The organism is Microbacterium sp. NPDC056234 (assembly GCF_042267585.1).
In the GTDB taxonomy this organism is placed as follows: Bacteria; Actinomycetota; Actinomycetes; order Actinomycetales; family Microbacteriaceae; genus Microbacterium.
In genome coordinates, this window is record NZ_JBHJTE010000001.1 from 441047 (window position 1) to 466805 (window position 25759).

The 25759-nt window shown below is 67.7% G+C and carries 26 protein-coding genes; 11 read left to right on the top strand and 15 right to left on the bottom strand.

The window, feature by feature from the left end:
- Positions 1 to 9: 9 nt before the first annotated feature.
- Positions 10 to 825 (bottom strand): tyrosine-protein phosphatase, encoded by an 816-nt coding sequence (locus tag ACFCYE_RS02145; protein WP_376175906.1) that lies wholly within the window; start codon positions 823 to 825, stop codon positions 10 to 12.
- A gap of 34 nt (positions 826 to 859) precedes the next feature.
- Positions 860 to 1324 (bottom strand): DUF2231 domain-containing protein, encoded by a 465-nt coding sequence (locus tag ACFCYE_RS02150; protein WP_376175907.1) that lies wholly within the window; start codon positions 1322 to 1324, stop codon positions 860 to 862.
- Positions 1325 to 1407: 83 nt separating this feature from the next.
- On the opposite strand from ACFCYE_RS02150, the gene ACFCYE_RS02155 reads away from it, so the two are divergent.
- The 5 genes from ACFCYE_RS02155 to ACFCYE_RS02175 all read left to right on the top strand — a co-directional run bounded on the left by ACFCYE_RS02155 (position 1408) and on the right by ACFCYE_RS02175 (position 4337).
- Complete coding sequence (locus ACFCYE_RS02155) at positions 1408 to 1911, top strand: sigma-70 family RNA polymerase sigma factor (RefSeq protein ID WP_376175908.1); 504 nt, start codon at positions 1408 to 1410, stop codon at positions 1909 to 1911.
- Complete coding sequence (locus tag ACFCYE_RS02160; protein ID WP_376175909.1) at positions 1908 to 2606, top strand: zf-HC2 domain-containing protein; 699 nt, start codon at positions 1908 to 1910, stop codon at positions 2604 to 2606. The genes ACFCYE_RS02155 and ACFCYE_RS02160 overlap by 4 nt, the downstream gene beginning before the upstream one ends.
- 82 nt (positions 2607 to 2688) lie before the next feature.
- The gene (locus tag ACFCYE_RS02165) at positions 2689 to 3201 is read left to right on the top strand and encodes a hypothetical protein (RefSeq protein WP_376175910.1); all 513 of its coding nucleotides are present in this window, start codon (positions 2689 to 2691) and stop codon (positions 3199 to 3201) included.
- Positions 3202 to 3759: 558 nt separating this feature from the next.
- On the top strand, positions 3760 to 4173 hold the full coding sequence (locus ACFCYE_RS02170; protein ID WP_376175911.1) for a hypothetical protein: 414 nt from the start codon (positions 3760 to 3762) through the stop codon (positions 4171 to 4173).
- Positions 4174 to 4187: 14 nt separating this feature from the next.
- Positions 4188 to 4337 (top strand): hypothetical protein, encoded by a 150-nt coding sequence (locus ACFCYE_RS02175; RefSeq protein WP_376175912.1) that lies wholly within the window; start codon positions 4188 to 4190, stop codon positions 4335 to 4337.
- Positions 4338 to 4388: 51 nt separating this feature from the next.
- Here ACFCYE_RS02175 and ACFCYE_RS02180 read toward each other — a convergent pair whose 3' ends face one another.
- Genes ACFCYE_RS02180 through ACFCYE_RS02190 form a run of 3 tightly spaced genes read right to left on the bottom strand, consistent with a single transcriptional unit; the run spans position 4389 to position 7634 of the window.
- A complete protein-coding gene (locus tag ACFCYE_RS02180; RefSeq protein ID WP_376175913.1) occupies positions 4389 to 5738 on the bottom strand; it encodes an ABC transporter substrate-binding protein in 1350 nt (449 codons plus the stop codon).
- Positions 5739 to 5758: 20 nt separating this feature from the next.
- Positions 5759 to 6676 carry a carbohydrate ABC transporter permease gene (locus ACFCYE_RS02185; RefSeq protein WP_376175914.1) on the bottom strand — a complete coding sequence of 306 codons (918 nt, stop codon included), beginning with the start codon at positions 6674 to 6676 and terminating at the stop codon, positions 5759 to 5761.
- A gap of 16 nt (positions 6677 to 6692) precedes the next feature.
- A complete protein-coding gene (locus ACFCYE_RS02190) occupies positions 6693 to 7634 on the bottom strand; it encodes a carbohydrate ABC transporter permease (RefSeq protein ID WP_376175915.1) in 942 nt (313 codons plus the stop codon).
- 138 nt (positions 7635 to 7772) lie between these two features.
- On the opposite strand from ACFCYE_RS02190, the gene ACFCYE_RS02195 reads away from it, so the two are divergent.
- Positions 7773 to 9014, top strand: coding sequence for a Gfo/Idh/MocA family protein (locus ACFCYE_RS02195; protein ID WP_376175916.1), 1242 nt, complete (start codon positions 7773 to 7775; stop codon positions 9012 to 9014).
- 9 nt (positions 9015 to 9023) lie between these two features.
- Complete coding sequence (locus tag ACFCYE_RS02200; RefSeq protein ID WP_376175917.1) at positions 9024 to 10028, top strand: LacI family DNA-binding transcriptional regulator; 1005 nt, start codon at positions 9024 to 9026, stop codon at positions 10026 to 10028.
- A gap of 19 nt (positions 10029 to 10047) precedes the next feature.
- Here the strand turns inward: ACFCYE_RS02200 and ACFCYE_RS02205 are convergent, their stop codons facing one another.
- From ACFCYE_RS02205 to ACFCYE_RS02225, 5 genes are all read right to left on the bottom strand, one after another.
- Complete coding sequence (locus tag ACFCYE_RS02205; RefSeq protein ID WP_376175918.1) at positions 10048 to 11475, bottom strand: CCA tRNA nucleotidyltransferase; 1428 nt, start codon at positions 11473 to 11475, stop codon at positions 10048 to 10050.
- A 98-nt stretch (positions 11476 to 11573) separates the two neighbouring features.
- A complete protein-coding gene (locus ACFCYE_RS02210; RefSeq protein WP_376175919.1) occupies positions 11574 to 11888 on the bottom strand; it encodes a hypothetical protein in 315 nt (104 codons plus the stop codon).
- Between the two features lie 21 nt (positions 11889 to 11909).
- Positions 11910 to 12353, bottom strand: a complete 444-nt coding sequence (locus tag ACFCYE_RS02215; RefSeq protein ID WP_376175920.1) for a GNAT family N-acetyltransferase — start codon at positions 12351 to 12353, stop codon at positions 11910 to 11912.
- A 31-nt stretch (positions 12354 to 12384) separates the two neighbouring features.
- Positions 12385 to 13440: an LLM class flavin-dependent oxidoreductase gene (locus tag ACFCYE_RS02220; protein ID WP_376175921.1), complete on the bottom strand. Its 1056-nt coding sequence runs from the start codon at positions 13438 to 13440 to the stop codon at positions 12385 to 12387.
- A 29-nt stretch (positions 13441 to 13469) separates the two neighbouring features.
- Positions 13470 to 14999 (bottom strand): methyltransferase, encoded by a 1530-nt coding sequence (locus tag ACFCYE_RS02225; RefSeq protein WP_376175922.1) that lies wholly within the window; start codon positions 14997 to 14999, stop codon positions 13470 to 13472.
- 72 nt (positions 15000 to 15071) lie between these two features.
- On the opposite strand from ACFCYE_RS02225, the gene ACFCYE_RS02230 reads away from it, so the two are divergent.
- The 4 genes from ACFCYE_RS02230 (at position 15072) to trxA (ending at position 20253) form a co-directional block, all read left to right on the top strand.
- The gene (locus ACFCYE_RS02230) at positions 15072 to 17219 is read left to right on the top strand and encodes a DUF6049 family protein (protein ID WP_376175923.1); all 2148 of its coding nucleotides are present in this window, start codon (positions 15072 to 15074) and stop codon (positions 17217 to 17219) included.
- A complete protein-coding gene (murJ, locus tag ACFCYE_RS02235; protein WP_376175924.1) occupies positions 17216 to 18832 on the top strand; it encodes a murein biosynthesis integral membrane protein MurJ in 1617 nt (538 codons plus the stop codon). The genes ACFCYE_RS02230 and murJ overlap by 4 nt, the downstream gene beginning before the upstream one ends.
- Before the next feature lie 62 nt (positions 18833 to 18894).
- On the top strand, positions 18895 to 19869 hold the full coding sequence (gene trxB, locus ACFCYE_RS02240; RefSeq protein WP_376175925.1) for a thioredoxin-disulfide reductase: 975 nt from the start codon (positions 18895 to 18897) through the stop codon (positions 19867 to 19869).
- A gap of 60 nt (positions 19870 to 19929) precedes the next feature.
- The gene (trxA, locus tag ACFCYE_RS02245) at positions 19930 to 20253 is read left to right on the top strand and encodes a thioredoxin (protein ID WP_243228441.1); all 324 of its coding nucleotides are present in this window, start codon (positions 19930 to 19932) and stop codon (positions 20251 to 20253) included.
- A 53-nt stretch (positions 20254 to 20306) separates the two neighbouring features.
- On the opposite strand, the gene ACFCYE_RS02250 is transcribed toward trxA, so the two are convergent.
- The 5 genes from ACFCYE_RS02250 to ACFCYE_RS02270 all read right to left on the bottom strand — a co-directional run bounded on the left by ACFCYE_RS02250 (position 20307) and on the right by ACFCYE_RS02270 (position 24560).
- Positions 20307 to 20825 (bottom strand): GrpB family protein, encoded by a 519-nt coding sequence (locus tag ACFCYE_RS02250; protein ID WP_376175926.1) that lies wholly within the window; start codon positions 20823 to 20825, stop codon positions 20307 to 20309.
- Positions 20826 to 20851: 26 nt separating this feature from the next.
- Positions 20852 to 21187: a tryptophan synthase subunit alpha gene (locus ACFCYE_RS02255; RefSeq protein WP_376175927.1), complete on the bottom strand. Its 336-nt coding sequence runs from the start codon at positions 21185 to 21187 to the stop codon at positions 20852 to 20854.
- 9 nt (positions 21188 to 21196) lie between these two features.
- Entirely contained in the window at positions 21197 to 22609 is a 1413-nt protein-coding gene (locus ACFCYE_RS02260) for a sugar porter family MFS transporter (protein ID WP_376175928.1), read from the bottom strand.
- A gap of 98 nt (positions 22610 to 22707) precedes the next feature.
- Positions 22708 to 23667: a ParB/RepB/Spo0J family partition protein gene (locus ACFCYE_RS02265; protein WP_376175929.1), complete on the bottom strand. Its 960-nt coding sequence runs from the start codon at positions 23665 to 23667 to the stop codon at positions 22708 to 22710.
- On the bottom strand, positions 23667 to 24560 hold the full coding sequence (locus ACFCYE_RS02270) for a ParA family protein (RefSeq protein WP_376175930.1): 894 nt from the start codon (positions 24558 to 24560) through the stop codon (positions 23667 to 23669). Before ACFCYE_RS02270 ends, ACFCYE_RS02265 begins: the two co-directional genes overlap by 1 nt.
- Positions 24561 to 25759: the final 1199 nt, after the last annotated feature.

Consider the following 25759-nt stretch of genomic DNA (forward strand, 5'->3'; position numbering starts at 1 on the left):
AGTCGCGGCCTATTCGGCTTCGGCCGTCAGGATGCCGATGAGCTCATCGACCTCGGCATCCGTCATTCCGGCGGCGCGCAGATAGCCGGCCGCGCCGCCGTACTCGGACGCGAGCCGGTCGAGGACGGCCTCGATCGCCTCTGCCGGCGCCTCGGTCGCGAGAATGCGGAGCTTCGGAGTGAGAGGCACACCCATGCTCGTGATGAGGGCGGCGAGCGACTCCGCGAAGGCACCGGCGAGGTTCTGTCCGGTCAGGGCGTAGTCGGCGACGATGTCCTCGCGGCTCGCGCCGGCGAGCTGCAGCAGCAGGGCCGCGGCGACACCGGTGCGATCCTTGCCGGCCGTGCAGTGGAACAGCACCCCTGGGCGGTCGGTGCCGGCGGCGGCGATCACGGCCCGCCCGACAGCTGCGAACTGCGCCGCGCCGTCCTGCAGCATGCCGAGATAGAGCTCTTCGAGAGCCGGCACGGCATCCAGCATGCGGGCCACATCCGCCTCACTCGGACGCGTACCTCCGCCACCGGGAAGCATCCGGCGCACCATCTCATCCATCGCACCGCCGAGGATCGGAAGGCTGATCAGCTGCACACTGCCGTCCAGCGGAAGCACGTCGGCCGATCGCGAACGCTCGGCATCCGTGCGCAGGTCGATCACGGTGCCGATCCCCAGGTCGGCGAGCGCCGCCGCTCCCGCCTCGGTGAGCCCGCCCAGCGCATCGGAGCGGTACAGGATGCCGGAGCGCACCGCGCCTCCGGATTCCGCGGCCATGCCTCCGATGCCTCGCGCGTTGTGGGTGACCTGGAGGGCGGCGGTGAGATCGCTCATGCGCCCAGGCTATCGGCGTGCGGCTCGACGGGGCTCAGCCCCAGACGGCCCGTGCTCCGGCCTCGCCGATGAGCACCATCATCACGGTGCTTCCCACCGCCACCGCGACGGCGAGGACGCCGAGGACGACCGTCACGACGGCATCCGATCGCCGGGGGTCCGTCCGGTCAGGGCGGAAACGGTACCAGGCCCACTGCGCCGCCGAGACGACGAACAGTCCGATCGTCCAGGGCAGCAGCATCCGGCCGAGCTCGGCGTGCTCGGCCACGCCGGGGAGCGGACCGACCGCCTGCATCAGCGACTCGCCTGCCGCGACCGTGACCGGTGTGAGCGCGAGGACGATCAGGGCGGCGACGGGCGTCACGATGCCCAGCCTTCGCCGGGCCGCCGGCAGGAACGTGCCGAGCAGCAGTGCGAGCGCCGTCAGCGGGAGCAGCACCACGAGCGCATGCACGATGAGAGGATGAAGCGGAAGTCCAGCGATCTCGAACGTGTCCATGCGGGGAACACGAGACGATCGCGTCTCCGGTTCATCTGAACTTCGCGGACGTCGGCCTCGTGTCCCTGGTGAGGAGGTGACCGATGCCCGACGACGCGGCTCGCCTCGGCGCGCTCTACGACGCGCATGCGGCCTCGGTCCGGCGCTACGCCGTGCATCTCACGGGAGACAGCGCGGCAGCCGACGACGTCGTGCAGGAGACGTTGCTGCGCGCCTGGCGCACGCCCCGCATCCTGGCCGAGGATCCGGCGGCCACACGGTCGTGGATGTACACGGTGGCACGCCATCTCGTGGTGGACGAGGCGAGGAGCGCGCGGCGTCGGCGCGAGATCACGATGGCCGAGACGCCGGAGACGGCAGTGCAGGATGCCGCCGACGCTGTGCTGGACGCCATGCTCATCGAGGAGGCACTGGCCGGCCTCAGCCGCGCCCACCGGGACGTCGTGGTGCGCGCCTACTACCTCGGTTCGAGCATCGCCGAGATCGCCGAGGAGCTCGCCGTCGCGGAGGGCACCGTCAAGTCCCGTCTTCATTACGGGTTGAGGGCTCTGCGACTGGCACTGCAGGAGAAGGGAGTGACGCGATGAACCAGGAGCATGAGCGCTTCGCGGAGTGGGATGCGGCCTACGTGCTCGGCGCGCTGAGCCCCGGCGATCGCGCTGCGTACGAGGCGCACGCCTCCGAATGCGCGGTGTGCCGCGCCGCCCTCGTCGATCTCTCCCCGCTGCCCGGCCTGCTCGCCCGCGTGCCCCGGGCGAACTCGATCGACCTGCTGTCAGGGGACGAGATGGCTGAAGAGACGCCCGCGAGCGACGCCGCACGGACACGCATCGTCGAGCTCGGCGTCGCCAGAGCACGGCGCACGCGACGCACCCGCTGGCTTCTCGCCTCGGCGGCCACGGCCGCGATGATCGCCGGCATCGTGGCGGTGCCGACCGTCCTCTCGCAACAGGCCGATCCGGTCGAGACCGTTGCGCTCGAGCTCGTCGAGGACGTGCCGCTGGACGCCTGGGTCCGACTCGAGGATGCCGCATGGGGTACACGGCTCTCGCTGACCTGCAGTTACGGCCCCGCCGCAACCGCACCCTATGACGGATGGGAGTACGCGCTCGTCGTCGTCTCGACATCCGGTGACGAGAGCCAGCTGTCGACCTGGCGCGCCTTCCCCGACACGACCGCGCAGGTCGCGGCCGGCACGGCGCTGCGGTCGAGCGAGATCGCGGCCATCGAACTGCGCGCGCCGTCGGGTGCGGTGCTGATGCGGAGCGAGCTCGACGACTGAGACCTGAACCCTTCGGGCGCGGTTCTCGTGTCCACGGTGACGGGATGCCCATCCCGTTCGAACCGGACGAAGGAGTCTCATCATGAACGCCCCACTCGCAGCCCGCCTCGGCGCCGTCGCCGTCATCCTCACCCTCGGACTGGCCGGATGCTCCTCGGGGTCCGGCACAGGTGAGGACCCGTACTCAGGCGGATCGGGCGGCGAATCCAGTGCGCCGGCGGAGGAGCCGGCCGAGACCGCCGACGTCTCCCTCATGACGGCCGATTCGTCCCTGGGCAGCATCGTCGTTGACGGCGAAGGCATGACGGTCTACATGTTCGACAAGGACACGCAGGGTGCCGATGCGAGCACGTGCGAAGGCGAGTGCGCGGACAACTGGCCCGCCGTGACCGTCGACAGTGAGACGCCGGAGGTCGAGGGCGTCACAGGCGAGGTCGGCACGATCACGGGCGTCGACGGAGAGACGCAGCTGACTCTCAACGGCTGGCCGCTGTACTACTTCGTCGGCGATGCCGCACCGGGAGAGGTCAAGGGACAGGGCGTCAACGACGTGTGGTGGGTGCTGACACCCGACGGTGAGCGCATGGCGGGCTGAGCGCCGGCGCGAGCTGCGATACGAAAAGCCTCCCCGGCGAGGATGCCGAGGACATCACCGTCGGGCTCGTCGCCGACCTCACGGAGAAGGCGGCGGACAACGACGGGTCCATCGATCTCGACGACCCGGCCGGCTACGCCGAGGAGCTGCGCAACGCCGCCGGCCTCCCGCCACGGTCCGACGCGAAGATGCGGCACTCCCTCAGCGTCCGGGTGCGCTCCCGCCTGCACACCCTCGCGACCGACATCCGCTCCAGCCGGTTCGGTGCCTGGATGCTGGATCTGTTCATCGCCCTGCGCCCGGTGTGGTGGGTGCTGCGCGCCGCGGCGATCTACGGCCTGCTCCTCGGGATCACCGGCCAGGGATACGGAAGCTACTGGCCGAGGAGCCTGCCGGGATGGGGCCTGCTCGCAGCCCTCGCGCTCGTCAGCGTGCAGTGGGGACGTGGCAGATGGCTCCCGTCGAACGGCCTGCGGCACATCCGCACGGTCGTGAGCATCATCGCCGCGGCGGCGCTGCCGTTCGTCTTCGTCTGGATGGTCAGCACGCAGACGGAGTATGTCTCCGAAGGCCACTATCCGCCCGGCGAACTGCTCCCTGGACGGCGTGCAGGTGGGCAACATCTTCGCCTACGACGCCGAAGGAAAGCCCATCCAGGACGTCCAGCTGTTCACCGGCAAGGGCACCCCGCTCAATCTGCACGATCCGGAAAGCGGCGACTACGGCTGGCAGGACGGCAGCGACAAGGTCACCGTCCCGCTGCGCGACTTCCGTGGCCAGCCGATCTGGAACGTTTACCCGTTGCCGGAGGCCGAGCTGAACGACATGGGCGAGGTCGACGAGGACTCCGTGACGCCCGCACGCGCGCCGTTCGGTCAGGCCACGGCGATCGACTCGGAGAGCACGAAGCCGACTCCCTCACCGGCGCCGGAGACCCCAGCGCCGGAGCCGACCACGACACCGGCGCCCTGACCGGGGAGCAGACGATGGACCAGCACATCTTCCGCCCTCAGACGATCTCGGATGCCGAGGAGGGCATCGTCACGATCGGAATCGACCTCACGGGCTGGTTGGATGCCGTCGCGGGGGACGCCCGGTCGACCGACCAGCCCGAAGGACGTGGAGCCGGTCGCTGACGACGTCGAGATCATCGTCCCGCAGCGTCGGGCGACCCTACCGCGCCACGATCAGTCGTCCGCGGCATCCTCCCTCGAACGCTCGAACAGGGCGTTCACCTGATCGTTGGCGTTCGTGAGCGAGCTCGCATCCGCCTGGCCGGTGAGCACGGAATCCATGGCCGGATGCATGATGCCGTCGACCTGCGCGGCGTTCGCCGTGATCGGGAACAGGAAGGTCGTCCCCTCGGTCACGTGGTCGGTGAACGGCGACACGTCGAGGCCGCGGTCCTCGAATGCTGCGACCGCGCGCTCCGCGGACGACAGGATCGCGGGGAACACGACGCCCCGGTCGCCGACGACGTCCTGACAGGCCGGCGAACCGAGGTATTCGACCCATTTCCTGGAACCCTCGAGGTTGTCGGTGCCGACCCAGATCGAATCGGCGAGTCCGTTGAACATCGACGCGCGCCGGCCTTCGGGTCCGATCGGCGTCGGAGCGATGCCGAGATCGATTCCGTCGTACGAGGCGTACTGACCGAGCGTCCACGACCCGTTCGCGTTTATCGCTGTGCGGCCCGCGCCGAAGTTGTCGGACATCGAGGCACCGATCGTCGTCTCCAGGCGCGGCATGTAGCCCTTGTCGATGAGGCCGGCCCACCATGCGATCGCGCTCTGGAAGCGCTCGTCGTCGTAGTTGTAGTGCTCGCCCCACGGGTTCTCGTCGGTGTGGGTCCATCCGGTCGTCCCGGTGAACCAGCTCCACTCGGCCTGGCCCATTCCGGACCCCGAGGCCGCCAGGCCCAGCCCGTACACTTCGACGTCGGTCTTGTCGAAGCCCTCTTCATCGCCGCGGACACCGGCGGAGTCGACGGTGAGATGCGCGATGACCTCCTCCAGCGTCCCGCCGTCCTCGGCGTTCCAGGTCAGCTCGGACATCTCGTCCTCGCTGATACCGGCATCCGCAAGCATGTCGCGGTTGTAGAACAGGGCGATCGTGTCCCAGTCCTTGGGCACGCCGTAGCGCTTGCCGTCCTGCCCGACCCAGAGATCGGCGAGACCGTCCGCGTACCGATCGAAGTCGACCTCGGTGTCGTCCAGGGGGACGAGCTGTTCGAAGCGCAGGTAGTCCGGGTACTTCGAGAGGTGGTTGGTGAACACGTCGGGAGCGTTCTCGGCGACCATCCCATTGGTGAGCTTGCCCCAGTAGTCGTCCCAGCCCAGCTGGGTCACGCGGACGCTCAGTTCCGGATTCGCGGCGTTGAAATCCGCCGCGCACTGCCGGTAACCGGGCAGCTGGTTCGCATCCCACAGCCAGTAGTCGATCGTGCTCTCGTCGCTGCCGGCGGCGCATCCGCCGAGGGCGATCGCAGACAGCAGTGCGACAGTGCCGGCGGTGGCCTTCTTCATGGTCGGGCTCATGGTGCCATGTCCTTTCATGATCACTTCAGTCCGCTGAAGCCGATGGAGTTCACGATCTTCTTTCCGAAGACGGCGAACAGGATCAGCACGGGGACGGCGGAGACCAGCGTCGCCGCCATCAGCCCCGACCAGTCCGGCGCGCCCTGCGGCGATTGCGACTTGAACGTGCCGAGACCGACGGTGAGAACTCGGGTGCCCTCGTCGGAGACGAGCAGAGGCCAGAAGTACTCGTTCCACTGACCCATGAACGTCAACAGGGCCAGGGTCGCGAGGGGTGCCGCCGCATTCGGCAGCACGACCTGTGTGAAGATGCGCCACTGCGATGCCCCGTCGATCATCGCCGCCTCCTCGACCTCGCGCGGCATGTTGAGGAAGAACTGCCGCATGAAGAAGATCGCGAACGGTGTCATGAAGACATACGGCAGGATCAGGCCGGCCATCGTCCCCAGCAGTCCGAGATTCTTCACCAGCAGGAAGTTCGGCAGCGCCGTGAAGATCGGCGGTACGAGCACCGTGGCGAGGAACAGACCGAACACGAGGTCGCGGTGCCTCCAGCGCAGTCTCGAGAACGCGTATGCCGCCATCGAGCTGAAGAACACCGCTCCCGCAGTCGTCAACGACGCGAAGATGACGGAGTTCATCAGGTACTGCCAGAAGTTGATCTCCGCACCCGAACCGCCTTGGGCCAGCGCCTCCTCGGTGGACTGCAACCCGAACACCCGAGCGAAGGCACCGAGGTTGAAGTCGACGGGAAGCAGGCTCGAAGAGTTCGCGGCGAGCCCGCTGTTCATCGAGAGCGAGGTGCGCAGCACCCAGTAGAACGGCAGGATGCTGATCGCTATGGCGATCGCCAGGCAGATCCAGCCGAGAACGGAACCCCAGGTCATGCGCCGGCGGATGCGGCGGCCCTGGGTGACGATGGTCGTGGTCGTGGTCATTGCCTCTTCCTTACGCTTACGCCAGGTCGGATTCGTTGCCGCGGAGGAGCTTCATCTGCACGAAGGCGACGATGCCCAGAATGATGAAGAGGATCATCGCCAGAGCGGATGCGTAGCCGAACTCGAGCTGCGTGAACGCCTTCTCGAAGATGTAGAACTGGATCACCCGGCTGGCGTTGACAGGGCCACCCTGGGTGGTGACGGCGACGGTGTCGAACACTTGGAACGATCCCGTCACGGTCAGCACGAGCACCAGCGCGAGCACCGGCCGCAGAAGCGGCAGGGTGATGCGTCCGAACGTCTGGAAGGGGTTCGCCCCATCGAGGTTCGCCGCCTCGTAGACCGTACGAGGGATCGCCTGCAGTCCGGCGAACAGCAGCAGCGCCGTGTAGCCCATGTGCCGCCAGGTGTTGATCAGCGCCTGCGTGGGGATGGCCCAATCCGCGCTTCCGAAGAACGCGACCCTCGGCAGTCCGAGCCACTCGATCATGTCGTTGACGATTCCGAGCTGGTAGTCCAGCATCCAGAACCAGAGCAGGGCGGCGATCACGTTCGCCATGAGGTACGGCATGAGCAGCATCCCCCGCACGAATGTCGATCGCGCGATGTGATTCATGAGCAGCGCCAGACCGAGCGCGATCGTCGTCTGCAGCACGATGTTGATCACGACGTACTGCACGGTGACGCCCATCGCGTTCCAGAACAGCGGGTCCTGCGCGATGCGCTCGTAGTTCGCCGTGCCGACCCAGACGGGCTCATCGAGCACGCTGTATTCGGTGAAGCTGAGATACAGCCCGCGGATCGTCGGCACGACGTAGAACAGGATCAGGCCGATGAGCGCCGGGGCGATGAACAGCAGGGCGATCTTGAGGTCGCTGCGCGTTCTTCGCGTTCTGACTCCCCCGTCACGCGTCGCTCCGCGACGCCCGAGGACGATCGTGCTCGTTGTCATCTTCATACTCCGTCGTTATGCGATGATCAGGATGCCCGCGAAGTTACACGAGTCACTCTGAGGGCACAAGACCCAGTTCTGATCCGTATTTTCACGCATGGAATGGCGTTGACACGAGTAACCGTTCGTGGAAGACTCTCGCGCATGACTCACCAGACCTTCTCCCTCGGCATCGTCGGCGCGGGGCAGTTCGCGGGCCAGTTCGCGAAGCTGTTCAACGCCCATCCCTTCGTCTCCTCGGTCGTCGTGACCGACGTCCTTCCCGAGCGCGCGAGTGAACTCGTGGCCCGCGAGAACCTCGCCGGCACCGTCGAGGACTTCGACGCGCTGCTCGAGTCCGACGTCGACGCAGTCGCGATCTTCACGCAGCGCTGGACGCACGGTCCGCTCGTCGTCCGCGCGCTGCGCGCCGGCAAGCACGTGTACTCCGCCGTTCCGATGGCGATCACCGAAGAGGAGATCGCGGCGATCATCGAGGCCGTGCGCGAAACCGGGCTCACCTACATGATGGGCGAGACGAGCTACTACAACCCGGCGACGGTATACGCCAGGGGTCGCAAGGCCGACGGGGCGTTCGGCCGCATCTTCTACGCCGAGGGCGACTACGTGCACGACATGGATCTCGGCTTCTACGCCGCGTACCAGTACAGCGGCGGTGAGGCGTGGAAGAGCACGGCCAGCTACCCGCCCATGCTCTACCCCACCCACTCGCTCGGCGGAGTGATCGGGGCCATCGGCTCCCACGCCGTGAGCGTGAGCTGCATCGGCGTGCGCGACGACCGCGGCGACGGTGTGTTCGACCGCGAAGTCAGCATGTTCGACAACGACTTCTCCAACGCCACGGCCCTGTTCGAGCTCGACGGCGGCGGCAGCGTCCGCATCAACGAGTTCCGTCGCGTCGGCTACCCGTCGCACCTGCGCGAATCCCGATTCCGCTACTTCGGCACGGAGGGCAGCTTCGAGCAGCTCGTCTCGACCTCCGTCTGGCAGGACAAGGAGGGCTGGGAGGACATCACCGAGCAGCTCGAGACCAAGCCGTCGATGTCGCCCGACGACCCCTCGCTGGCCGATGTCGACCCGGCGCTGCGCGATGCGTTCATCTCGGGGCTTGCGCCCGTCCACGACGCGTCACGCCTGCCGGAATCACTGCGTCGTCTGCCGAGCGGCCACGAGGGCAGCCACCACTTCCTGGTGGACGACTTCGCCACGGCCGTCGCCACGCGCTCGTTGCCTCCGGTGAACGCGTGGGAGGCCGCGCGTTACACGCTCCCCGGCATCATCGCGCACCGCTCGGCTCTCCTCGGAGGCGAGCGCCTGACGATTCCGGACTTCGGAGATGCCCCTGCGGAGATCGGCACTTCGGTCGCACAGACCGCGCGCGACTAGGATGGCGCCGTGTCCCGTTCACCTGCCGCCTCCCCCGGACGGGCGACGCGGAACGACGTAGCGAAGCTCGCCGGGGTGAGCCCCGCCGTGGTCAGCTACGTGGTGAACGGGACGAAGCGCGTCGGCGAGGCCACGGAGGAGCGCGTGCGGGAGGCGGTCGCCAAGCTCGGGTACCGCGCGAACCCGTCCGCCCGTGCGCTGCGGCTCGGATCGACGGAGATGCTCGGCATGCTCATGCCGACGGCCATGAATCCGTACTTCGCGCAGCTCGCGCATGAGGTCGAGGTCGCGGCGGCCCGACACGGGTACCTCGTCATCACGTCCAGCTCCGACTCCTCGGTCGCAACCGAGCGCGTGCAGCTGGAGCAGCTGGCCGGACGCCTCGTCGACGGCATCTTCCTGTGCAGCACGGTCTTCGACCCCGATCTGCGCAACCTGGATCTCGCAGGCATCCCGATCGTGGTGCTGAACAACAGTGCCAGCGTTCCGACTCGGGACTCGGTGGGCGTCGACCTGCTGCACGGCGCGCACCTCGCGGTCGAGCACCTCGCAGAGCATGGCTACGAGGACATCGGTCTCGTCATCGGCGGCACGACGGGCGACGAGGAGGACGGTCGAGAGACCGGATGGCGCGAAAGCCTCGACCGGCTGGGGCTCGAGCCGGGACCGATCGCACGCGGCTCCTTCACGCCGGATGGCGGATACGACGCGATGCGCCGGCTGATCCGATCGGGCGACGTGCCCCGCGCCCTCTTCGTCGCCTCGGACCAGATGGGCCGCGGTGTCCTGAAGGCCGCGCACGAAACAGGACTGCGCATCCCGGAGGATCTCGCCGTCGTCTCCTTCGACGGCTCACTGGATGCCGCGTACAGCTGGCCGACGCTCACGAGCGTCGCCCAGCCCTTGACCGAGATGGCCGAAGCCGCGGTCGACGCGTTGCTCGGCCCGCAGCACGAGCCGCGCCACCTCGTCGTCGACGCGCACCTGGTCATCGGCCGCTCCTGCGGCTGCTGACCGGCCTGCACGGAAGGGCTCAGCCGCGGCTCGCCCACCAGTCGCGCAGGCGCTGCTCCGCGGCATCCTCACCGAGCACGCCCTCGTCGAGCCGCAGCTCCAGCAGATACCGGTAGGCCTCGCCGACTTCGCGACCCGGAGCGATGCCGAGGATCTCCTGGATCTGGTTGCCGTCGAGCTCCGGACGGATCGCGTCCAGCTCCTCCTGCTCACGCAGCGCGGCGATCCGTGACTCGATGTCGTTGTAGGCGCTCGCGAGGCGCGTCGCCTTGCGACGGTTGCGCGTCGTGACGTCGGCGCGGGTGAGGATGTGCAGGCGCTCCAGCAGGTCGCCGGCATCGCGCACGTAGCGGCGGACCGCACTGTCGGTCCAGGTGCCCTCGGCGTAGCCGAAGAAGCGCAGGTGCAGCTCGATCAGTCTGGCCACGGCATCCGTCGTGTCGCCGTCGAAGCGCAGGGACTGCAGGCGCTTGCGGGCCATGCGGGAGCCGACCACGTCGTGGTGGTGGAAGGTGACGGCGCCCCCGGGCTCGAGCTTGCGCGTGCGCGGCTTCCCGATGTCGTGCAGCAGAGCCGCGATGCGCAACGCGACGTCGGGCTCGGCGCCGGGGTTGCGGGAGTGCTCGAGTTCGATCGCCTGCTGCAGCACCGTCAGCGAGTGCTCGTAGACGTCCTTGTGGTGATGGTGTTCGTCGACCTCGAGTCGGAGCGCACTCACCTCCGGCAGGAACTCCTCGATGAGACCGGTGTCGACGAGGACGCGGATGCCGCGCACGGGGTCCTCGGTCTGCATGAGCCGGATCAGCTCGCCCTGGATGCGCTCGGGGCTGACGATCTTGAGCGTCTCGCGGAGCTCGGCGATCGCGTCCCGCGTGCCGTCGTCGATCGCGAAGCCGAGCTGGGCGCTGAATCGCGCCGCCCGCAGCATCCGGAGCGGGTCGTCGCCGAAGCTCACCTTCGGGTCTGCGGGTGTCCGCAGAACCCCGGCGATGAGGTCCTCGACGCCGCCCGTCGGGTCGACGAGCTTGACCGCAGGGACCTGCAGCGCCATGGCGTTCACGGTGAAGTCGCGGCGGGCGAGGTCGCCGTCGATCGTGTCGCCGAACTCCACCGTGGGCTTGCGGGTGACCCCGTCGTAGCTGTCGGCGCGGTAGGTCGTGATCTCGACCTGCTCGCCCTGGACGCGCGCGCCGATCGTGCCGAATGCGCGACCGATGTCCCAGTGCGCCGTCGAGATGGGTTTGACGATCGCGAGGATCTGGTCCGGCGACGCGTTCGTCGTGAAGTCGAGGTCGTGCGTCGGGCGTCCGATCAGCGCGTCGCGCACCGGCCCGCCGACGACGGCGAGTTCGAAGCCCTGTGCGGCGAACGCATCGGCCAGGGTGCGGACGACCGGGTCTGCGGCGAGCGCGCCGAGTCGAGCGAGGCCATCGGCCATATTGAGCATGAGTTCCAGGGTACCGGGCGGTCCTGGGTCTCTTCGCGTCGGCGTCGATGCCGCGAGGTTTCGCCGGGAACGAGAGGCTTCGACCGTCGTGACGTCGATCAGCCCGCGTTGTTCGGGTCGCCGGGCGCCGGTCCCGGTGGCACCCCGAGATCGCGCAGTTCCTGGGTGTGCCGACGCATCATCGACAGCAGGGACGAGCTGAGCACGATCCCGCCGGCGACGGCGATGGCCACGAGGATCCAGATGCCCTGATCCGGGTCGACGATCTCGAAGCCGTAGACGAGGATCACGGCGGCGAGGAGCGCAGCCCCCTCGATGAGCGCGAACGTCAGGATGAACCGGGTCTGCCGCTGCCGCTGCTCGGCGCGCAGCGCCACGACTCGAGGGTCGTCCCATCCACCGTCGAAGGTCATGCCGTCAGAGTAGCGCCACGATCACGGCATCCGGATCTGATAGTGGATGAATCCGCTGCGATCGGCGACGCGGTCGTAGAGCCGGCGAGCGGTCTCGTTGCTCTCGGCCGTGAGCCAGTAGACCTTGGCGCTGCCGTTCCGGACGGCCCATTCGCGGACGTGTTCGATGAGCGCCTCACCCGTGCCGGCTCCGCGAGCCTTCGTCGAGACGAAGAGATCCTCGAGGTAGCAGTAGTCCGATCTCGTCCACGTCGCCGGATGCGTCAGCCAGTGCACGATCCCGACCGCTCGGCCGTCGTCATCGCGGGCGATCGCGCCGTGCAGCTCGGCATCCCTCGTGAGGCGATCGAAGGTCGCATCCGTCGTCGCCTGATCGATCTCGGACTCGTAGAACGTCAGATAGCCGTTCCAGAGCGCGAGCCAATCGGTGCGATCCTGCGGCTGGAGCGGGGTGATCGTGACCATCCCGCCACGCTATCGCGGCTGCGGAAGCGGGTCAGGCCGGGTCGCCCTGCACCGGGCCTTCCGTGTTCGGCTTCCAGCCGAGCGCCGGGGCGACGTGCTCGGCGAACGCCTGCAGCACGTGCAGGTTGTACTCCGGGCCGAGCTGGTTCGGGATCGTGAGCATGAGCGTGTCCGCGGACATGACCGCCTCGTCCTGCTTCAACTGCGAGATCAGCACGTCGGGCTCGGCGGCGTACGTCTTGCCGAACGTCGAGCGCATCCCGTCGATGATGCCGATCTGGTCGTCGCTCTCCTCGCTGCGCAGTCCGAAGTAGGCCCGGTCCATGTCGCTCACCAGCGGGAAGACGCTGCGGCTCACCGACACCCGGGGAGTGCCGGTGTGCCCTGCGTCCTTGTAGGCAGCTCGGAACAGGTCGATCTGCTCCCGCTGGAGCTCGTGGAACGGCTGCCCCGTGGCCTCTGTGAGCAGGGTCGAGCTCATCATGTTGAGGCCCTTGCGCCCGGTGTCCTCCGCGGTCGCACGCGACCCGGCCCCCCACCAGATGTGATCGCGCAGCGTCGGCGACTGCGGTTCGATCGCCAGGTAGCGCCCCTCCCCGACCATCCGCGGGTCTCCTGCGACGAGGCGTTCGCCCTCGATCGCCCGCAGGAACAGGTCGAACTTGTCGCGCGCCAGGATGCTGCCGCGTTCACGGTCCTCTTCGTCGACGTATCCGAAGGCCTCGTAGCCGCGAAGCGCCGTCTCGGGTGAACCGCGACTCACGCCGAGCGCGATGCGTCCGTCGGCGATGAAGTCGAGCGCAGCAGCCTCTTCGGCGAACTGGAACGGGTTCTCGTAGCGCATGTCGATGACGCCGGTGCCGACCTCGATGCGCTTCGTGCGCGCAGCCATCGCCGACAACAGGGGCATGGGAGACGCGGCCTGTCGCGCCCAGTGGTGCACACGCACGTAGGCGCCGTTCACGCCGATCTCATCAGCGCCCTCGGCGATCTCGATGGTCTGGCGCAGCATGTCGCCGGCCGTCCGGGTCGACGAACCGGGGACGTCGGCGTAGTGTCCGAACGAGAGGAATCCGAAAGCCTTCATGGTTTATTCGAACGCATGAAACGGGTGGGCTATTCCGCGCCAGGAGCCGGCGCCAGGAAGCCATCGAGGATGAGCTGACGGATCCGCGGCTCGAGGTCCGCCCAGAGATCGGCCAACGGCACCTCGAACAGGTCGGCCAGCGCCGCGACGATCTGTGCCACGGTGAGGTCGCCGTCGCACGCCCCCACGAACGCCGCGAGCGCAGGATCGACCGCGATCGTCCGCCCGAATCCGCCACCCTGACGCAGTTCGATCACGCTGGGATCGTCGTTGCCGGGCATCAGGTGGCGTGCCTCGGTCACGTCGCCGGCGACGAACAGCGTCTGCGGGATGCCACCGGCGATCGCATCGTGAGCGGCGAGACCGCCCTGCAGCGCGCGTCCGGGCTGCGACAGCGGCTGCCGGATCCGTTCGAACCGGCGCAGCGCCCCGGCATCCGCAGCTCCGCGCCGGAGCAGCACGTAGCCGAACCCGATCGCCGTGACGTCCCGCGCGGTGAAGTCATCCAGCCAGGCCTCGAGCAACGGCGTGAACCCGGCATCCCTCGGCGTCGTGCCGCCGTCGCGGATCCACAACTCCGCATAGGCCAGCGGCGACAGCTCCTCGCGTTCGATCACCCAGGCATCCAGGTCCGCGGGGATCCACGCGCGCAGGCGGTCGAACGCCGCGACGCCGGCCCGCGACTCCCAGTTGCCCAGCAGTTGAGCGATCCCCCCGGGGGTCAGATGATCCGGCACGGTGCGCAGGAACTGCTCGACGAGCGCGTCGCCGATCAGCCCGCCGTCGCGATACTCGTACGCCGGCACGTCGCCGGCGCGAGGCGTGATGACGAAGGGCGGGTTCGAGACGACGAGATCGAACGCCTCACCGGCGACCGGCTCGAACATGCTGCCGTGCCGGAACTCGATGTTCGTCACGCCGTTGAGCAGCGCATTGAGCTCTCCGAAGGCGAGTGCCCGCTCGGAGATGTCGGTCGCGACCACCGCACCGGCATGACGCGACACCAGCAGGGCCTGGATGCCGCACCCGGTGCCGAGGTCGAGCGCGCGGTTCACCGATTGAGGGACGACCAGCTCCGCGAGCGTCCGAGACGCACCGCCGACTCCGAGGACGTGGTCTGCGGGAAGCGCCGTCCCGAGCGCCACCTCGTCGAGATCGCTTGCGATCCACCACTCGCCGACGCCGTCGACGTCGACGAAGGACTGCGGGCGCAGCAGCGCCGTCGGACGGATGACGGATGCCGCAGCATCCGCCACTGCCAGCCCCAGTGAGACCAGACCGTCGACCCCCACGCGCGGCAGGGCTGCGGCGACGACTTCCTCCGACTGCGGGATGCCGAGAACGAACAAGCGTCCGAGTGTGGCGAGTGCAGACGAGTCTCCATCGACCGCACGGAGGATCGGCGTGCGCAGACCCCGTCCGAGCGCGTCGTCCGCCTCCTCTCCCCACAACCGCCGAAGCGGCTCGGAACGGAAGTCGGCGGCGTCGAGATCGGCGGCGAGAGCGGAGGCGCGCAGGGGATCCGGTGCGATGGCAGGGGTGTCGGACACGGCCGTCACTCTACGCGCCTTCAGGCTTCGTATCGGCGTCCCGCCTAGAATCACAGGGTCCGCACTCACGAACCGCTCGCCGTGTTCGAGGAAGACCCCGAGACCGTGATCATCCCCCGTACAGCTCCGCGTGCGCGTCGGCATCCCATCGCCCACGCTCTCGCTGTGCTCGCCGTCGCCGTCGCGGCCGCGATCATCGGCGTCCTGGGCATCGCTTCGCCGGCTCTCGCCGAGCCCACCGAGGATCCGACCACGGACGGCTCGGTGACGCTGACGCTCTCGCTCGGCACGCACGGCGCCGTGACGGCCGGCGCTCCGCTCTCGGGCACCGTCACCGTCGAGAACGACACCGGTCAGGAGCTCTCCGCCGCGCGGGTCGCACTCGAGATCGACCCGACTCCGCTCGCGGACACGTCATCGGTGACCGCCTGGCTGGGATCCGGCGCGGGCATCGGCGCCCCCACCCCTCTGTTCTCGGCCCCGACCGCCCCTGTCGCCTCGCAGAGCGATCTCTCGACGCCGATCCTCGCGACATCCGACCTGGTGCAGCAGCTGCCGCCTGGCGTGTACCCGGTCAACGCCACGCTGGCGGGAGCCGTCACCGGCGACGGAGACTCGTGGGACGCCACCGTGCGCTCCGTCCTCACGGTGCGTCCCGACACTGCCCCGCGGGTGAGCATCGTGGTTCCGATCACCGCCACCCCGGCATCCGGTGCGATGCTCAGCTCCGACGAGCTGTCCGCACTCACTGCCGTGGACGGATCGCTCACCGCGCAGCTCGATGGCGTGACCGGCACGATGGCGGTCCTCGCCGTCGATCCCGCGATCCCTGCCGCCATCCGAGTGCTGGGAGAGTCCGCTCCCGCCGAGGCCGTGGCCTGGCTCGACCGCCTCGAGGCCCTGCCGAACGAGACGTTCGCGTTGCAGTTCGGCGATGCGGACGTGGCGACTCAGGCGCACGCCGGCCTGGCGGCGGCGCTCGCGCCGACCACGCTCGAGCCGTTCATGAACTCCGCCGACTTCCCCGTCGGCGAGGGACAGACCCCCACGCCGACACCGTCGCCTTCGGCCAGCAGCGCGGTCGAGCTTCCGGACTTCGCGGAACTGACGGCTCTCCGCGGCGAGCTCGAAGGCATCCTGTGGCCGCGCGCAGACGTGACCGCCGACGATCTCGCGACCTTCGACACCTATCTCGGTGAACCGGCCACGACGATCCTGCCATCGACGTCGGCGGCCGAGCGCGACGCCGCCGGTCATGCCCGCGTCGGCGCCTCCAGCGTGCTCGTGACCGACGCCGAGGTGTCGGCGATGATGTCGGCGGCCGCCGCCGAAGCGGACGACGCCGTCCGTGACGCGCTGCTCGCCCAGGCCAACGCCGAACTGTCGTTCACCGGTGCGCCGGCATCCGGCATCCTCATCGGGCTCGATCGCGACGAGGACCGATCCGCCGAGGCGCTCCGCGAAGTGATCCAGACCGCTGCAGCAGTGCCGCTGCGCTCCCTGCAGGAGACGCCGCCGGCTCCGGTGACGCTCGCGAGCGAACCCGATGCAGCACGCGCGACGACGCTGACGACCCTGCTCGCGGACGAGGACACCCTGGAGGCGTTCGCGACGATCCTCGATGATCCTCAGGTTCTGCTGGCGCCGGAGCGGATCCGCATCCTGCGGGTGCTGGGCGTCGGGCTGAGCGACTCCGAGTTCGAGACCGACAAGGATGATCATCGGTCAGCAACGGTCGCGACACTCGATTCGGTGGCCATCCAGGATCCGGCGCCGATCCAGCTCATCAGTGCGAACGTCGACCTGCCGGTGTGGATCCGCAACGACCTGCCGTGGCCCGTGAACCTGAACCTCGAGGTGCTGCCGTCGGATTCCCGCGTCGTGATCGAGCCCTACACCCAGGTCCAGGCGCAGCCGCAGAGCAACACCAGGGTGCTGATCCCTGTGCAGTCACGCGTGGCCAGCGGCGAGCTGCAGGTGAGCTTCACGCTCACGAGCCCGACCGGCGTGCAGATCGGCGCTCCGCAGACCGCGCAGGTCACGGTGCGCGCCGAATGGGAGAACATCGGGCTCGGCATCCTCGCCTCGATGATCGTGCTCCTGCTCGTCTTCGGCATCGTGCGCACGGTGCGACGTCGACGGCGCGATCGGGCGACGTCCTCCGACGAGTCGGAGCAGGATGCCGCAGAAGCCGATGCCGCGACAGCGCCCCACGAAGGAGATCGATGACCAGCCTCGGCCGGGCCAGCGCACTGCTGGGTGCGGGAACCCTCGTATCCCGTCTGACGGGGCTGCTGCGCACGATCGTGCTCGTCGGTGTGATCGGCTCTGTCGGCTCGAAGGCGGCCGACGCGTTCGCCGTCGCCAACCAGCTGCCCAACAGCGTCTTCAATCTGATCTCGGTCGGCGTGCTGACGGCCGTGATCGTGCCCCAGATCGTCAAGGCGAGCCGCGACTCCGACGGCGGCAACGCCTTCATCTCCAAGCTCTTCACGCTCGGCACGGTCGTGCTGGTCGTGGCGACCGCGGTGGCGATGATCGCCGCTCCGTGGCTGGTCACGCTGCAGCTGAAGGCCTACAACGTCGAACAGCTCGCGCTCGCGACCGCGTTCGCGTACTGGTGCCTGCCGCAGATCCTCTTCTACGGCCTCTACGCCCTCGTCGGCGAGACCCTGAACGCGAAGCGCATCTTCGGGCCGTTCACCTGGGCGCCGGTGGCGAACAACATCATCTCGATCATCGGGTTCCTGCTCATCGGCGCGGTGTTCGGCAGCGACCTCGTCGACGTCGCCGACTGGACGCCCGATAAGATCGCCTGGCTCGGCGGCACCGCCACGGCCGGCATCGCCGTGCAGGCCGGCATCCTGCTGCTGTTCTGGCGCAGGACCGGACTCGCGCTCAAAGTCGACTTCCGCTGGCGCGGTGTCGGTCTCGGCAACGTCGGCCGCATCGCCGGCTGGACGCTCATGATGGCCCTGTCGAGCATGGCGGCCGGCTTCTACCAGAACTGGGTCGTGAGCGAGGCTTCGGGATACGGCGCCGGACTGTTCGTGATGAACAACGCCTGGTTGATCTTCATGCTGCCGTACTCGATCATCGTGCACTCGATCGGCACCCCGTACTTCACCCAGCTGTCCGAGCACGCCGCAGCGGGGCGTGACGACGACGTGCGGGGCGACATCTCGCGCAGCATCCGAACGCTTGGGTTCTTCCTGATGGGCGCTCTGGCGGCCGTCGTGGCGGCCGCCGTACCGGCCTCCCGTGTCTTCACGAACTCCTCATCGGATGCCGTGGACGCTGCGATCGTCCTCGTCTGCTATCTCGTCGGACTGCTGCCGCTGGCCGTCCTGTTCATCGTGCAGCGCACCTTCTACGCCTACGGCGACACCAGGACGCCGTTCTTCTTCACGCTGTTCCAGTGCGCGCTGGTGGCCATCACCGCGACGATCGCCTGGGGGCTGTCCGCATCCGGTGTCCTGCCGCTCACTCTGCTGGCCGCCGCTGTGGCGCTCGGGCAGTCGATCGCCGGAACCGTGCAGACCGTCGTGGCCACGATCCTGCTGCGCCGCCGGCTGGGCTCGCTCGAGACCGGACGATGGATGCTGTCGCTCGGCCGATTCGCTCTCGCAGCGATCCCCGCCGGAGCGGCCGGCTGGGGGGTGTTCCTGCTGCTCGGCGGGGTGGACGGCTGGACCACGGCGGACAAGATCCTCGGTGTGCTGGGCGCGGGGATCATCGCGGTCGCATCCGTCGCCGTCTACGTGGTCTTCCTGTGGGTGCTGCGCGCACCCGAGCTGCAGGTCGCCAAGAGCATCGTGAAGCGGGTGCTGCCCGGGCGTTGAGGCACGCGTCGGGGAATGCCTCGCCGTTACCATGGGTTGAAGCAGTGGAACGAGGAGAGCAAATGCGTCAGGTCATCATCATCGGCTCCGGCCCGGCCGGATTCACGGCCGCCATCTACGCGGCGCGCGCGAGCCTCGAGCCGCTGCTCATCGCGAGCTCGGTCGAAGTCGGCGGAGAGCTGATGAACACCACCGAGGTCGAGAACTTCCCGGGTTTCCCCGACGGTATCCAGGGCCCTGAGCTGATGGCCAAGCTGCAGCAGCAGGCCGAGAAGTTCGGCACCGAGGTCGTCTACGACGACGTCACCTCGCTCGATCTGGATGGTCCGGTGAAGAAGGTGACGCTCGGCTCCGGCGCGAGCCACGAGGCGCGAACCGTGATCTACGCGACGGGTTCGGCGTACCGCAAGCTCGGCGTCGAAGGCGAAGAGCGCCTGTCGGGCTACGGCGTCTCCTGGTGCGCCACCTGCGACGGCTTCTTCTTCCGCGAGAAGACGATCGCGGTCGTCGGCGGCGGCGACTCCGCGATGGAGGAGGCGACCTTCCTCACGCGCTTCGCCTCGAAGGTCTACATCATCCACCGCAAGGACTCGCTGCGCGCCTCGAAGATCATGCAGGAGCGCGCCTTTGCGAACGAGAAGATCGAGTTCATCTGGAACAGCGAAGTCGCCGAGATCACGGGCGACTCCGCGGTCACCGGTGTGCAGCTGCGCTCCACCACGGATGGCTCGCTGAGCGACCTGCCGCTGGACGGCCTGTTCGTCGCGATCGGCAACGACCCCCGTACGCACCTCGTGCACGGCAAGCTCGACCTGACCGCAGAGGGCACGATCTGGGTCGACGGACGGACGTCCGTGACGTCGAAGCCCGGTGTCTTCGCCGCCGGCGACGTCATCGACCCGCACTACCGTCAGGCGATCACGGCGGCCGGCTCCGGCACGGTCGCGGCGCTGGATGCCGAGCACTTCCTCGCGGATTTTGAGGATGCTTCCGTCGAGGTCCCGGCTGCGGAAGCCGCCGAGGTCATCGTCGGCTAGGGAACACTTTCCACCCGCCTGCTGTTGGGGCAGGTAAGACTTCGATCAAGGAGAAGACTGATGACTGCTAAGGCGACGAGCCAGGCGACGTGGGATCAGGACGTGCTGCAGGCCGAGGGCACCGTTCTGGTGGACTTCTGGGCGGAGTGGTGCGGCCCGTGCCGCATGGTCGCGCCCGTTCTGGACCAGATCCAGTCCGAGCACCCTGAGAAGATCACGATCCTCAAGCTCAACGTGGACGAGAACCCCGAGTTGGCGATGAAGTACCAGATCACGTCGATCCCGGCGATGAAGGTCTTCTCGGCGGGCGAGGAGCGCAAGACGATCATCGGCGCCAAGCCGAAGTTCGCGCTCGAGCAGGACCTCGCCGAGTTCATCGGCTGAGCGACTCCGACGCTTCGAAGGCCCGTCCCTCTTCCGAGGGGCGGGTCTTTTCGTCACTTGTCGTAGACAGGCACCGCTGGCAGGCCGCGTGACGCGCGCGCCTTGTCGACGATCTGCTGAATGATGGCCGTCTTGCCGCCGTTGTATCGCCCATCGCCATCGGCCGCTCGCTGAGCCGCAGCGATCTTGGTGATTTCGTATGTCGCGGCGTCGTCGGGGTGGGTGAGCAGCCAGTCGCGGAGGAGGCGCTGGTTCGCGTGCTCCCACTGCTCCTGCGGGAAGAAGTGCGCTATCCGAGTGCGGATCCCCTCCGGTTCGAAGACGAGCACCGGATGCGTTCGCACACCGCTGCCGATCCGCCATCCGGCTCCTTCGAGCCTGTGGAGGTGCGGCTCCAGTGCCGCGGCGTCGAGGATGCGCACCGCGACATCGATGATCGGCTTGGCCTTCAGCCCTGGTACCGCCGTCGAGCCGATGTGCTCGATCTCCCACTCAGGGTCGCCCAGACGCCGCAGCTCCACCGCTGCCTCCTGGAACAGCCCGGGCCACGCGGGGTCATAGTCGACGAGCACGGTCGCCATGCTACCGCCGGATCGCGTCAGTTGGCGTCGGCGATCGTGGCATCCCAACGGCGGTACTTCGGACCGTCGCCCAGAAGCTTCCAGACTGCCGGCGTCAGCGGCGGATACTCCAGGGCGATCTGCCGCAGCACACGGTAGTGACGAGCGGCATTCGGGCGAACGCCGTCGTTGGCGGCGATATTGTCCGCACGCAGCAGGTACACCACGAGCTCGTCGATGCTCGGCAGGTCCTCCATGAAATCCCACGGGTCCTCGCCCCCGAGAAGCCGCTCCTGGACCAGCACGCCGAGCTCGTCGGCCGCTTCGGCGCGGAGCACTTCGAGGCTGGCTCGGCGAGGGATGGCTTCAGTCACCCGTCAAGCCTACGCGCGCTTTTTATGACCTCGGTGCGTGATCTCGACGACATCCGTCATGGTCTCCAGCTCTCGTCCCTTGGTCTCCGGCACTCGGAAGTACACGAAGAAGAACGACAGAGCCGCGAAGAAGGCGTAGAAACCGTACGCGAACGTGAGTCCGATCTCAGCGAAGGCAGGGAACGTCGTCGAGATGAAGAAGTTCGCCATCCACTGCGCAGCCGCGGCGACCGCCAGCGCACCGGCACGGATGGAGTTCGGGAACATCTCGCCCAGCAGAACCCACACCAGCGGCCCCCAGGTCGCCCCGAAGAACACCACGAACCCGTTGGCGCACACGAGCGCGACCAGCGACCACGGCTCGGGAAGCACCACGTTGCCGTCCTGAAGCGTTCCGAACGAGAAGGCGACGGCCATGAGACCGAGCGTGATCGTCATGCCGACCGATCCGATCAGCAGCATCGGGCGTCGACCCACCTTGTCGACGAGCAGGATCGCGACGATGGTCACGACGATGTTCGTGATCGATGTGATCACGGACGTCAGCAGCGCATTCGATTCGTCGAACCCGACCGACAGCCACAGCGTCGTCGAGTAGTAGAAGATCACGTTGATGCCGACGAACTGCTGGAAGACGCTGAGCAGGATGCCGACCCACACGATCGGCTTCAGCCCGAAGAGATTGCCGCGCAGGTCGCGCAGGGACTCTCTCTTCTCGGTGTTGATGGTCGCCTGGATCTCCTGGATCTTGAGATTCACGTCGGTCTCGCCCGTGAAGTCGTACAGAACCCGCGACGCCTTGTCGAGCTCTCCGCGTGCGACGAGGAACCGAGGCGACTCTGGCAGGCGCAGGGCCATCACGCCGTAGACGATCGCGGGAACGGCCTCCGCCATGAACATCCACCGCCAGGCGTCCAGCCCGAACCACAGCGGGGCCGCTGCTCCGCCGGCCACGTTCGCGAGGATCGCGTTCGAGACCAGCGCGGTGAAGATACCGAGAACGATCGCGAGCTGCTGCAGGGATCCGAGTCGTCCGCGGATGCGCGCCGGTGAGACCTCAGCGATGTAGGCCGGCGCGATGACGGATGCCGCACCGACACCGAGGCCGCCGATCACGCGCCAGATGATCAGGTCGATGACGCCGAAGGCCAGACCGGAGCCGATCGACGAAGCCAGGAACATGATCGCGGCGATGACCATGACGGGGATGCGTCCCCATTTGTTCGCGAGGGCACCGGCGAACCAGGCCCCGACCGCGCAGCCGAGCAGCGCCGATGAGACGGCGAAGCCCTGTAGTGCGGCGCCGAGTTCGAACGCGCCTGCGAGGGCATCGACGGCCCCGTTGATCACCGCCGTGTCGAAGCCGAAGAGGAAGCCACCCAGGGCCGCCGCGATACTGATTCCGATGACCCGGCTGCTCATGCGTCCAGGAAGTCTGCTATTCGACATTGTTCCGCTCCCCCGTTTGCGGCGAGTCTATTGGGATGCCCTTGTGGGGCGATGATCTGGAAGAGCGCCGGTCAGGCGCCGTATCCATCCTCGCCGAGTTCGGCGAGGATGCGATTGAGATCCTGAATCGATGCGAAATCGATGACGACCTGGCCTTTTCGTGAACCGAGGTTCACCTTGACCCGAGTGTTGAGGCGGTCGCCGAGCTTGCTTCCTACCTCATCCAGGTAGGCGCGTCGCGCGCCCGGCTGGGCCTTGGCGGTCTTCGATCCCGCCTCGCGCGGCGTCGCCTTCGCGGCCTCTTCCGCGGCGCGGACCGACAGATCCTCGTTGATGATCTTGTCGGCGAGGCGCTGCATCGCCTCCGGGTCTTCCAGGCTCAGGATCGCGCGTGCGTGCCCTGCGGACAGGACGCCGGCGGCCACACGCTGCTGCACCGGGACGGGCAGCTTGAGCAGCCGGATGGTGTTGCTGATGCGAGGACGCGAACGACCGATGCGGGTCGCGAGTTCTTCCTGCGTGATGCCGAAGTCCTCGAGCAGCTGCTGGTAGGCGGACGCCTCTTCCAGCGGGTTGAGCTCCGACCGGTGGAGGTTCTCAAGCAGCGCGTCGCGGAGGAGGTCCTCGTCCGTCGTGTCGCGGACGATCACCGGAATCGTCTCGAGACCGGCCTCGCGTGCGGCGCGGGTGCGTCGCTCTCCCATGATCAGCTCGTACGCCCCGTCGGCGTTCGTGCGGACCACGACCGGCTGCAGCACACCGAACTCACGAACGCTGTGGACGAGTTCGGCGAGGTGCTCGGGATCGAAGTGCGTTCGGGGCTGGCGCGGGTTCGGAACGATCTGGTTCGGATCGACGTGGACCAGGCGCACGCCAGGGATCTCGGCGAGCTCCGGAGCCGCCTCGACCTCGACGGGCGCCTCGGGCTTGATCTTCGCACCGGGGAAGAAGACATCGACAGGCCGTTCGGTCTGCTCAGACGTGGGGATGAGGGCTCCTATCCCCCGCCCGAGTCCAGTTCGCTTCGCCATCAGTTCTCCTTGCTCTGTGTGCTGCTGGTGCGCGCCGCTGTGCGCTGCGCGATCTCGACTGCTGCTTCGCGGTACGCGACCGCGCCGGCCGAGTTGCCGTCGTACTCGATGACGGTCTGACCGAAGCTCGGAGCTTCGGAGACGCGGACCGATCGAGGGATGACGGTGTGGAGCACCTGCTCCGGGAAGTGGCCGCGAACTTCGTCTGCGACCTGCTGCGCCAGACGTGTGCGACCGTCGTACATCGTCAGAAGGATCGTCGACAGGTGCAGCTTCGGATTCAGGTGCTTCTGGATCATCTGGATGCTGCCGAGCAGCTGGCTCAGCCCTTCCAGGGCGTAGTACTCGCACTGGATCGGGATGAAGACTTCGGATGCCGCGGTGAACGCGTTGATCGTCAGCAGCCCGAGAGAGGGAGGACAGTCGATGATCACGAAGTCCATCGGATGGGCGGTGAGATAGGCGTCGAGAGCGCGCCCCAGCCGATGCTCGCGCGCGACCTGAGCGACGAGTTCGATCTCCGCTCCGGCGAGGTGAATGGTGCTGGGGGCGCAGAACAGGTTCTCGGACTCGGGACTCGATTGCACGATGTCTGCGAGCGGAACGTCGTTGATGAGGACGTCGTAGATGCTCGTGACCTCCGCGCTGTGCGGGATGCCGAGAGCTGTCGACGCGTTGCCCTGAGGGTCGAGGTCGATGACGAGAACCTTCGCCCCCAGATGCGCGAGAGCGGAAGCGACATTGACCGCGGTAGTGGTCTTTCCCACCCCGCCCTTCTGGTTCGAGATCGTGAGGACACGCGTCTGCGAGCCATCGAACTCGAGGGCGACCTCCTCCAGGGTCCGCCGGCGCGCGCTGAGATCAGCAAGTTCGCGGGCGAGTGGGGTGTCCATCCCGAAGCCATCGTTCGGTGGTGCCTTTTCGGGTTGTTTCACGTGAAACATCCACTCCTTTCGGGGCCGCGTTCCACTCTAATCGAGGCGACGGACCTTCACTCGCACGGGGTCGGCTCGGCGCCGGCGCCGGCATCGCAAAGGGCGGCCCTTCGTGCCCACCGGTGTGGGCCGGGTTCCCTTCAACGCCCGGCGACCAGTGTGGTCCGGAATAACCGGGGAGTTCGGTACTGCGCTCGAAGCTCTGGAATCGATGTATCGGGTCGTCGGGGCCGAGGGTCTGTCTGTGTCGCCGCGTCGACCGATAGAGGCACTCTCATACGCCTGCTCGTACGGCACCCGATCGCCCGATGTCATCGACACGGGGTGAGATGTCTGCCGCCTATGCCTCTGTTTCACGTGAAACGTCGAGCCTGCGCGCCAAAGGCCGCCGGCTCAGAGCGCTCAATGACCGAGGTGAACCGGGAGCACACTCGGAGGTGCACGTCATGTACCGCGGTAGGCACCAAGGCCGGCGCCAGGTTCACCAGCGCCGGAAACTCCACGCGTACGACTTGCCTGAATGCACCGCGGACTGCCGCACCGGACACCTAGTACTATCCACGCACTACTCGGTCGCCGCAGCATGGGCGCCCGAGTCTGGGGTTGCGACGATGATCACTCCCCTGCGGACCACAACAGGCCTCAACCAACCCTGGAGATATGGGCGGCCGTCAATGTCTGACCATCGTCGATTCATCGGACGCCGGAATCAAGGATCGGCCCAGTCGCACAGACGCCCCCAGTGGTGCCACACTCCGGTGTCGAGTGTTTCACGTGAAACACTCGTCACAAGCAGCGACTGCATAGCGAGATGCGCTGCTCAGCATGGGATGTCCGCGGCGTCGAAGCCGCACAAGCCGGCACAGCAATCGTCCGAACGTCCGCACACCGGATTCACGACGCAGAGGGTCTAGGCACCCGATAAGCCGGCACGACCCGCACGTTTCGTATCGGCACGGCCCGAAACTCCCCGCCCGGCGCGGCCGGCATCGACACCGATCAACCGACGTCCACGGCTCGGCATCCACGGCTCCGACCGCCGTGCTGTGTCGACGGGATCACTACCCCGCTACAGGCCCCTGCTTCGCGGGTATCGCGGCGGGAACGCCCGCCGCCTCGCCGTCAGCACGCCCGCCCGCCCGCCCGCCCGCCCGCCC